Annotated in this window: 11 protein-coding genes; 5 read left to right on the forward strand and 6 right to left on the reverse strand. The window is 62.6% G+C overall.

From position 1 onward, the window contains the following. Positions 1–204: 204 nt before the first annotated feature. Positions 205–933 (reverse strand): tellurite resistance TerB family protein, encoded by a 729-nt coding sequence (locus PMI26_RS05815; RefSeq protein ID WP_007978337.1) that lies wholly within the window; start codon positions 931–933, stop codon positions 205–207. A 257-nt stretch (positions 934–1190) separates the two neighbouring features. On the opposite strand from PMI26_RS05815, the gene pcsA reads away from it, so the two are divergent. Further along, complete coding sequence (pcsA, locus tag PMI26_RS05810; protein ID WP_007978340.1) at positions 1191–1913, forward strand: phosphatidylcholine synthase; 723 nt, start codon at positions 1191–1193, stop codon at positions 1911–1913. A 2-nt stretch (positions 1914–1915) separates the two neighbouring features. Beyond that, on the forward strand, positions 1916–2302 hold the full coding sequence (locus tag PMI26_RS05805) for a DUF488 domain-containing protein (RefSeq protein WP_007978342.1): 387 nt from the start codon (positions 1916–1918) through the stop codon (positions 2300–2302). 138 nt (positions 2303–2440) lie between these two features. On the opposite strand, the gene PMI26_RS05800 is transcribed toward PMI26_RS05805, so the two are convergent. Beyond that, the gene (locus PMI26_RS05800; protein WP_007978344.1) at positions 2441–3253 is read right to left on the reverse strand and encodes a class I SAM-dependent methyltransferase; all 813 of its coding nucleotides are present in this window, start codon (positions 3251–3253) and stop codon (positions 2441–2443) included. A gap of 44 nt (positions 3254–3297) precedes the next feature. Next, positions 3298–3567 (reverse strand): DUF4242 domain-containing protein, encoded by a 270-nt coding sequence (locus PMI26_RS05795; protein ID WP_007978346.1) that lies wholly within the window; start codon positions 3565–3567, stop codon positions 3298–3300. A 177-nt stretch (positions 3568–3744) separates the two neighbouring features. Here PMI26_RS05795 and PMI26_RS05790 point away from each other — a divergent pair, with 177 nt between their 5' ends. Next, entirely contained in the window at positions 3745–4737 is a 993-nt protein-coding gene (locus tag PMI26_RS05790) for an AraC family transcriptional regulator (protein WP_007978348.1), read from the forward strand. Between the two features lie 9 nt (positions 4738–4746). Here PMI26_RS05790 and PMI26_RS05785 read toward each other — a convergent pair whose 3' ends face one another. From PMI26_RS05785 to PMI26_RS05775, 3 genes are all read right to left on the reverse strand, one after another. Beyond that, the gene (locus PMI26_RS05785) at positions 4747–5964 is read right to left on the reverse strand and encodes a cytochrome c biogenesis protein DipZ (RefSeq protein ID WP_007978351.1); all 1218 of its coding nucleotides are present in this window, start codon (positions 5962–5964) and stop codon (positions 4747–4749) included. 145 nt (positions 5965–6109) lie between these two features. Next, positions 6110–6364 carry a hypothetical protein gene (locus tag PMI26_RS05780; RefSeq protein ID WP_007978353.1) on the reverse strand — a complete coding sequence of 85 codons (255 nt, stop codon included), beginning with the start codon at positions 6362–6364 and terminating at the stop codon, positions 6110–6112. A gap of 48 nt (positions 6365–6412) precedes the next feature. Further along, a complete protein-coding gene (locus tag PMI26_RS05775) occupies positions 6413–6676 on the reverse strand; it encodes a DUF2790 domain-containing protein (RefSeq protein WP_007978355.1) in 264 nt (87 codons plus the stop codon). Positions 6677–6974: 298 nt separating this feature from the next. Between PMI26_RS05775 and PMI26_RS05770 the strand changes: the two genes are divergently transcribed. Together PMI26_RS05770 and PMI26_RS05765 are read left to right on the forward strand one after the other, a co-directional pair. Then, positions 6975–7715: a response regulator gene (locus PMI26_RS05770; RefSeq protein ID WP_007978356.1), complete on the forward strand. Its 741-nt coding sequence runs from the start codon at positions 6975–6977 to the stop codon at positions 7713–7715. Further along, entirely contained in the window at positions 7712–9022 is a 1311-nt protein-coding gene (locus PMI26_RS05765) for an ATP-binding protein (RefSeq protein ID WP_007978358.1), read from the forward strand. The genes PMI26_RS05770 and PMI26_RS05765 overlap by 4 nt, the downstream gene beginning before the upstream one ends. The last annotated feature ends 353 nt before the right edge of the window (positions 9023–9375 follow it).

The raw sequence follows: 9375 nt of genomic DNA on the forward strand, positions 1-9375 counted from the left end.
TGCTCGCGATGGCGGTGGGTCAGGCGCCAAGGATGTTGGTTGTGACGACCGCTTCGCGAGCAGGCTCGCTCTCACAATGACTTTCAGCGCATACAGCTTCTGCGTTCGGCGCGGATCAAGCTCGCTCCCACAGTGATTTTCAGCGCACGCAGAATCTGGGTTCGGCGCGGATCAACCTGTGGGAGCGAGCCTGCTCGCGAAGCTTTAGGCAGTGCCCTTGGCCTGCTGCTCCAGATGCAATTGCAACTCTGGCTCGATCTGCAATGCCGCGGCCAGTTCATCCAGATAGTTGCGCTCGGCGTCCTGCTGGTCGTCCACCAGCATCACGCTGGCCAGGTACATCTCCGAGGCCATGCCGGGGTCGGTGGCCGACTGCGCCACTTCATTGGGGTCCAGCGGCTTGGCGACCTCATCGTCCAGCCATTGCTGCAATTGCGGATCGTCGGTGTGACGGCCGATTTCAGTGCTGATCATCTGTTTTTCGGAATCATCGATCCGGCCATCGGCCTTGGCCGCCGCAATCAACGCCCGCAGGATCGCATGGCTGTGTTCCTCGGCTTCCGGGCCGGCCAGCAAGTCGACGGTGCGCGGCGCTTCCTGCGGGGCCGACGCCTGGCTGCGTTGCCAGGCCTGGTACGCCTGGAACGCCATCATGCCGAGGGACGCCAGCGCCGCATAATTGGTGCCGCCCCCGGAGCGGCTTTGCGGTGCGCCGCCCATCGGCGAACCGCCGCCCAGCAAACCACCGAGCAAACCGCCCAACCCTGCGCCACCGCCGCCCGCACCCGCACCGGCGCCACCGCCCAACAACCCGCCGAGCAATCCGCCAAGGTCGCCGAGCCCGCCCTGGGCCGACGCGCCACCGCCCCCCCGTTGCGCCATCGAGCCCTGGCCGGCGCGCAATAACTGTTCGAGCAGATCGCTGGTGTTCATGACGCTTGTCCTCTTGGGAAGGGTTCTGTCCAGACAGGCAACGATAGACCTCGCAGACGAATGTGCCAGCGCCGTTGGGCTGACGCGCCCGTGTCACTGCGGATTGTCCGGGGTATTTTTTTTCAGCGCGGCTAAGATTCATAGGTGGTGAACCTTATCCGCGGATACCCGGTCGATACCTGCAACCCGACCCGGTTTGCCAGCGCCCCTCATGCGGGGCGTCAACTGGCTTGCTTCATTCACTGGAGAACGCCCCTGTGATTTCAACCCTGTACATCGCCAGACTCAAAGCATGGGGCGCCCATGGTTTTACGGCCACCGGCGTGGTCACCGCTTTCCTCGCCACACTGTCCCTGCTGGATAACCAGCCGACCCATTGCCTGCTGTGGCTGGGTGTCGCCCTGATCGTCGACGGACTGGACGGCGCACTGGCGCGCAAGGTCAACGTGCAGTCGGTGTTGCCGAGCTTCGATGGCTCGATCCTCGACCTGGTGATCGATTACCTGACGTATGTGTTTATCCCGGCGCTGTTCATCTATCGCTACATCCCGTTGCCGGACTACACCCTGCTGCTGAGCGTGTCGCTGATTCTGGTGTCGTCGCTGTTCTGTTTCTGCAACGTCAACATGAAGAGCAAGGACAACTACTTCCAGGGCTTCCCCGCCGCCTGGAACGTGGTTGCCCTGTGCCTGTACATCATCGCCCCGTCGCCGTGGATCACCTTCATGACCATCATTGGCCTGGCCCTGCTGACCGTGACCCGGATGAAATTCCTGCACCCGTTCCGCGTGCGCCGGTTCATGCCGATCAACATTGCGGTGACGGCCATCTGGTTGCTGTGCAGCTTGTCGCTGGTGCTCAACCATCCGGTGATCAACCCGATGGTGATGGGGCTGTGGCTGCTGATGTCGGCGTATTTCCTCGGTATCTGCTTCTGGCGCACGGCGCTGGAGTGGTTCGACGAATCGCGGCTCAAGTAGCCATGCCGGTCCATATCGTTCAACTGGGTTCGCCGCGTCGCCCCGATGAAGGCTTGCGCCTGGGCACGGTGCGCCGCCCTCCCCGTGGCGTACCGAAAGCCGAATTCGCCAGCCGGGATTTCTATGATGTCTGGCAGCCCTTGCTGGCACCCAGCGCGGAACTGGTGGCCGAGGCCAAGGCTGCGCAGGATGCCAAGGCCTGGGAGGTGTTCCGGCGCAAGTTCAAGGCCGAGATGAACCAGCCCGCCGCCAGCCAGATGCTGGACTTGCTGGCCGCGCTGTCTCACAGCACGTCCCTGGCCGTGGGCTGTTATTGCGAGGATGAAGCGCATTGTCATCGGTCGGTGTTGCGCGAGTTGCTGCAGGCGCGGGGGGCGAAAGTGGTTTAGCGTGTCTGAACACAGCCCCCTGTAGGAGCGAGCTTGCTCGCGATGATCGATAACGATTACGCGTGATTTCTGGATGCACGCGGTGTTTTCGAGTCCATCGCGAGCAAGCTCGCTCCTACAGGGGTTATGCATGGCACTTCACCGCCGCGTGATCACCACCTCCAGGTATTCACTCGGCACCACCAGCGATTTGTCGCCCGCCCGGTTCATTCGGTTGATCAGCTCGGTCAGGTCCGCTTCCAGGGCCTTGGCGCCATCCGCGGGCAGTGCGGCGAAGGCTTTGTGTACCGGTCCGTACCACTGGCGGAAGGTGTCGATGAAATGCGCTGCAGAGCGATAGCGGAAATTGAACGTGCGACGCGTCACCTGCAGCAGGAAGTCCCGCTCGTCGAAATGCTCGTGCAGCCAGGCTTCGGTGCCCCAGCGCGAGGGTGGATTCGCTCCCGGCGGCGGTGGCAGGTGCTGGCCCAGGGTCTTGAACATCTGGCCGACGAAACCTTCCGGTGTCCAGTTGGCCAGGCCGATCCGCCCGCCCGGGCGGCAAACTCGCGCCAGCTCCGCGGCGGCCTTGGGCTGGTCCGGCGTGAACATCACACCGAACGTGGAAAGCACGGCGTCGAAGCTGCCGTCGGCGAAGGGCAAGGCTTCGGCATCGGCGACCTGGAAGGCGACATTCAGGCGTTCTGCCCGGGTCCGTTCTGCGCCGCGCTCGAGCAAGGCGGCAACATAGTCGGTGGACGTCACCTGGCAGCCACGGCGAGCGGCGGCGAGGGTCGCGTTGCCATTGCCGGCGGCGACGTCGAGCACGCGCTCATCGCACAACAGGTCACAGGCTTCGGCCAGTTGCTCGCCGACGATTTGCAGGGTGGTGCCGATCACGGCGTAGTCGCCGCTGGCCCAGGAGGCCATCTGGCGGTTTTTCAAGGCAGTCAGATCAATGGGTGTACTCATGGAGGCAGTCTCTGGGTTGAAACACGAATCGGGCCTGATCGCGGTTACTCCGCTGTCGTCGGATCGATGATGTTCATGACCCGGGAAATGCGGTTGGCGGGAAAACCACTGATCCTGGCGTGCTCCTGGATCTGCTCCTCGCTCGGCGAGATGTACACGCAGTAGAGCTTGTCACCGGTGACATAGCTCTGCAGCCACTGTACCTCCGGCAACTCACGCAAAGCCTGGCAGGACTTTAGCGAAGCGGCTTTCAAATCCCTTTCCGACAGAGCTCCGGCGCCCTGGATCTCACGTTCAATGACGAACTTAGGCATGGCAACCTCTCTTTATTGTTCTGGATGGCAGGGCGCATTCACCCTGTGATCCAACTATCGTCCTGACGGGCGCTGGCGTCCTGCCCGATCGTCGCCCAAGCCTGCCCGATCGTCCGGAGATTCCACACGGCGCACCGACACGTTCACAATCAGGAATCCTGTCACGGGGAAACCCCTATGGACGCTCTGTCACAGACCCTCCGGGTGGTGCACCTGGTCGGCGCGATCTTCATCAACGCGCGGTTCACCGCGCCCTGGTGCTACCAGTCGCCCAGCGCCGACACGGCCGCGCCGTTCCTGGAGCCCGATGCGGAACGGGTGGTGATCTTTCACCTGATCACCGAGGGCGAGTGCTACGTCGAGCTGGGCGATGACCCGCCGCTGCTGCTGAGCGCCGGCGACGTGGTGATCTTCCCCCAAGGCGACGCCCATCGCATGTGCTCCCGACCCGGATTGCCCCCGGCCACGGGTGCGCGACTGGATGCGGTGCTGGCGCGCCGGCCCCGCCAGCTGAGCTATGGCGGTGGTGGCGCGGTCACCCGCCTGGTGTGCGGCTACCTGGCGTGCGACACGCGCCTGGCGGGCATGTTGCTCAAGGGCTTGCCACCCGTGGTGCGGGTCAACGTGCGCGGTTCGAGTGCCGGTATCTGGCTGGAATCCTCCGTGCGCTACGCCCTCGCCGAAGCCCGCTCGCCCCGCCCCGGCGGCGAAGGAGTCCTGGCCAAACTCGCCGAAGTGTTGTTCATCGAAGTGTTGCGCCTGTACATGAACGAACAGGGCGAAGGCCGCACCGGCTGGCTGGCCGGTGTACGCGACCGCATCGTCGGCGCCGCCCTCAACGCCTTGCACAAAAAACCCTGCCACGCCTGGACGCTGGACGAACTGGCGCGCACCGCCAGCACTTCAAGATCGGTGTTGGCCGAGCGCTTCCAGCAACTGGTGGGGGTGTCGCCGATGCAGTACCTGACGCAATGGCGGATGTTGCTCGCCGCCAACCTGTTGCGCAGCAGCAACAACTCATTGACGCGCATCGCCGAGGAAGTGGGTTACCAGACCGATACCGCCTTCAGCCGTGCCTTTCGTCGCGAGTTCGGTGCACCGCCGGCGGCGTGGCGGCGTGGTCAGGAGAAAAAAAACATGGCCCACGAGGCTATGCCCGTGAGCCATTGATCAAGCCGTTTACGCCGCTGGCGCGCTGGCCTTGGCCTCCTCCAGCAACTGCTGGATCACTTTCTCCTGCGTGTCGTAGCTGCCTTCGCCGAAGTGGGTGTAACGCACCTGCCCCTTGGCATCGATGATGTAGTGCGCCGGCCAGTACTGGTTGTCGAAGTTGCGCCAGATCGCGTAGTTGTTGTCGATCGCCACCGGGTAGGTGATGCCGTATTCCTTCACCTTGTCCCTGACGTTGTCGATGACGCGTTCAAAGCCGTATTCAGGCGTGTGCACGCCGATCACCACCAGCCCGTCCTTTTCATATTTCTTCGCCCAGTCCTTCACGTACGGCAGGGTGTGCTTGCAGTTGATGCAGTCGAAGGTCCAGAAATCCACCAGCACCACCTTGCCTTTGAGGGCTTCGTTGGTCAGTGCCGGTGAGTTGATCCAGTCCACCGCGCCGGACAAGGACGGCATCGCGCCCTGGGCGTTGCCCATGGTGCTGTCGGCCTGGACCTTGCTGACCAGGTAATCGACGACTTTCGGCACGGTCTCCAGCACGTCTTTCTCGATACGGCTGACACCTTCCGATGAGGTGTTGGCCAGCAACAGGTCATTGGCCCCCGTTGCGATCACCGCCGCACCGGCCAGCACCGCAACCCCGGCGCCCCGGCGCAGCCATCCGGTGACCGGAATCGACGGCTTCAAGCGATTGACCAGGCCACGCCCGGCAAAGATCAGGACACCCAGGGACAGCGCACTGCCCGCGCCATAGGCCACCAACAACAGACTGGTACCGGCGTTCGCGCCCTGCAGCATGGCGCCGGTCAGAATCACTCCGAGGATCGGCCCGGCGCAGGGTGCCCAGAGCAGCCCGGTGGCGACACCGATCATGATCGACGCCAGCGGCCCGGACATCTTGCGCGAATCCGGGTCGATGCGATTGCCCAGCAGCACGAAGGGGCGTGCCAGCCAGTCACCGACCCGGGCGGAAATCAGCGACAGGGCGAACAGCACCATGACGAACAGGGCGACGTGGCGGCCGGTGTTGCTGGCCTGTATCACCCACTCGGTGCTGACCACGGCCAGGCTGGAGACGAGGGCGAAGGTCAGGACCATGCCGCCGAGGGTCAGCAGGATCGAGGCGCGTGTGCGATCGGCCCCGGCGAACAGGAAGGGCACGACCGGCAGGATGCACGGGCTGAGGACGGTCAATATGCCGCCCAGGAAAGCGATGAGTAACATGGGATCACCTAATACAATTCAGAGGGCGACATAGAGCCAATGTGGGAGCGAGCCTGCTCGCGATGGCGTCGGGTCAGGCGACACATCATTGACCGGACAATCGCTTTCGCGAGCAGGCTCGCTCCCACAGTGGATTGAGGTGTTTTCAAGCTGTCTGTTCATCCAGCAACTGCCCCTGAGGCGTGCGGCTGGCACCGTTCTCGGCGAGCATCTGCCCTTGCGGCGTACGGCTGGAACCGTCTTGCGCAAGGAAGCCCTGGGTGCCCTTCTCTGCCACGGGCGTCAGCTGGAAGCAGGTGTTGCTGGCGCAGGCGCTTTGCTCGACAGAGGCGTTGGCATGGGCTGCCGCACCGGCGACGGAAAAGGCGATGGCGGTAAGAAAGCGGGATACGTTGTTCATGATGTCCTTCCTGATTCAATGGGATTAGGCGGTCGTCGATCGCAACACTCAGTTTTCCGAGTTGCAGTGGTCGGCGAACTTGCTGTAATCCAGCACCTGGGTTTTCGACTGGGAGTCGAGGTACGTCAGCCGTGCATTGACCACACCGCAGGAAGGCGTAGCGTCCTCGGTCAGCGAAACCACTTTCCTGATGTCAAGATGGCTGCCGTAGGTGTAGGTTTTGGGCGCAACATCGGCTTCGGCGCGGGCCGACAGGGTGCAGATGTTCAGGGCGGCAAACAGGCAAGCGGCGTAGACGGCTTTGGTGTTCATGGCGAGTTCCTCAAGGTTTCAACAGTTCGTTGGGCCGAGGCGCTCTGGTTTGCCTCGATGGAACCTATTAAAAGCCTGCGAGGTATCTCGTCTGTGTCGGGAATCGGCGTGAATCAATCGGTACGTATCAGAACCGCGTGCAGATACAGAGCAATACAAAACCCCCGGAAATCGGCTTTTTTGCCTTCGTGTGTATCCGCAGGCAGGCCGGATACACTGCAATACAAAGGGCGGCAGGCGACCCCGCCCGGGCTCGATAGACTGTGTGGCAATCCCCATTCATCAGAGGTTTGGCCCAATGGATCACGTTGATCACATCCTCATCGTTGACGATGACCGCGAAATCCGCGAGCTGGTAGGTAACTACCTGAAGAAGAACGGCCTGCGCACCACCGTCGTGGCGGATGGACGGCAGATGCGCGCGTTTCTGGAAACCACCCCGGTGGACCTGATCGTGCTGGACATCATGATGCCGGGGGACGATGGCTTGCTGCTCTGCCGCGAATTGCGCGCCGGTAAACACAAGACCACGCCGGTGCTGATGCTCACCGCCCGCAACGATGAAACCGACCGCATCCTGGGCCTGGAAATGGGCGCCGACGACTACCTGGTCAAACCCTTCGCCGCCCGTGAACTGCTGGCGCGGATCAACGCGGTGCTGCGGCGCACCCGCATGCTGCCGCCAAACCTGGTGGTGACCGAAGCCAGTCGCCTGCTGGCCTTTGGGCGCTGGCGCCTGGACACCTCGGCCCGTCACCTGCTCGATGAAGACGGCACCATGGTCGCCCTGAGCGGCGCCGAATATCGATTGCTGCGGGTGTTTCTCGACCATCCGCAACGGGTGCTCAACCGCGATCAATTGCTCAACCTGACCCAGGGCCGCGACGCCGACCTGTTCGACCGTTCCATCGATCTTTTGGTCAGTCGCCTGCGCCAGCGCCTGCTCGACGACGCCCGCGAACCGGCCTACATCAAGACCGTGCGCAGCGAAGGCTATGTGTTTTCCCTGCCGGTGGAAATCCTGGGCGATCAATCATGACGGGGGCGTTGCATTGGCCGCGGACCCTGGCCTCGCGGCTGTCGCTGATATTCCTGATCGGCCTGATCCTCGCCCAGGCATTGTCCTTCGGCGCGCAGTACTACGAACGCTACGAATCCTCGAAAAACACCATGCTCGGCAACCTGGAAACCGATGTTTCCACCTCCATTGCCATCCTCGACCGCTTGCCCGCCGATGAACGAGCCGCCTGGCTCAAACAACTGGAACGGCGCAACTACAATTACCTGCTCGACGAGGGGTCGCCGGGCACGCCCATCCGCACCGACATGCCCGATGCACCCATTGCCATCGCCTCGATCAAGGACGCCATCGGCCACGATTACCCGATGACCTTTACTGAGATCCCCGGGCCGAAAAAACACTTCCAAGTGCACCTGAACCTGTCGGATGGCAGCCCGCTGACAATCGACCTCCGCCCGGCGATGGTGCCGCTGTCGCCCTGGCTACCCATCGTGTTGCTCGGGCAACTGGCGCTGATGCTCGCCTGTTCCTGGCTGGCGGTCAGAATCGCCATCCGCCCCCTCACCCGTCTCGCCGACGCCGTCGAAACCCTGGACCCCAACGCCCACCCCGTGCTTCTGGACGAAAAAGGCCCGACCGAAGTCGCCCACGCCGCCAAGGCCTTCAACGCGATGCAGGCACGCATCGCGGCGTACCTGAAGGAACGCATGCAATTGCTTGCGGCGATCTCCCACGACCTGCAAACCCCGATCACCCGCATGAAACTGCGCGCCGAGTTCATGGACGACTCCAGCGAAAAAGACAAACTGTGGAACGACCTGGGCGAGATGGAACACCTGGTACGCGAAGGCGTCGCCTACGCCCGCAGCATCCACGGCGCCACCGAAGAAAGCCGCCGCACCGACCTCGACTCGTTCCTCGACAGCCTGGTGTTCGACTACCAGGACATGGGCAAGGACGTTCAACTCACAGGCAAGAGCACCACCGTCATCGACACCCGTCCCCACGCCCTGCGCCGGGTACTGGTCAACCTGACGGACAACGCATTGAAATTTGCCGGAGCTGCCGAGATGCACGTGGAAAAACAGGCCGACGGCAAGCTGTCGATCAAGATCCTCGACCGTGGCCCGGGGATCGCCGAGGAAGAACTCAAGCAAGTGATGGAGCCGTTCTACCGCGTGGAAAACTCCCGCAACCGCAGCACCGGCGGCACCGGGTTGGGGTTGGCGATTGCCCAGCAACTGGCGATAGCGATTGGAGGGTCGTTGACCTTGAGCAATCGGGAAGGTGGGGGGTTGTGTGCGGAGCTGAGATTGCCGGGGTAGGAAGGATTGGTTGGGAAGTAAGGATGTTGGGCCAGCTGTAGAAAATGGTCGGCTGGAAGGCCGCCTTCGCTGGCAAGCCAGCTCCCACAGTGGTTCGGCGTATGTCTGAGAGAGATTGATCAGCTGGCAGGCCGCCATCGCTGACAAGCCAGCTACTACCTTTGATTTTTGACAATGTCGAAAGAGCGGAAGATCAAGAGCAAAAGATCGCAGCCTTCGGCAGCGCCTACAGTGGGTCGGCGTACACAACCGCTCTTCACCACTCAACAGGCCGAGCGTTAGCTCGCCTGCAGCTTGTGATCTTGATCCACCCGCCCCCTCGGCAGGCTGAGCGGAGGTGTTCATCCGGGGAT

Source organism: Pseudomonas sp. GM33, from assembly GCF_000282295.1.
In the GTDB taxonomy this organism is placed as follows: Bacteria; Pseudomonadota; Gammaproteobacteria; order Pseudomonadales; family Pseudomonadaceae; genus Aquipseudomonas; species Aquipseudomonas laurylsulfatiphila.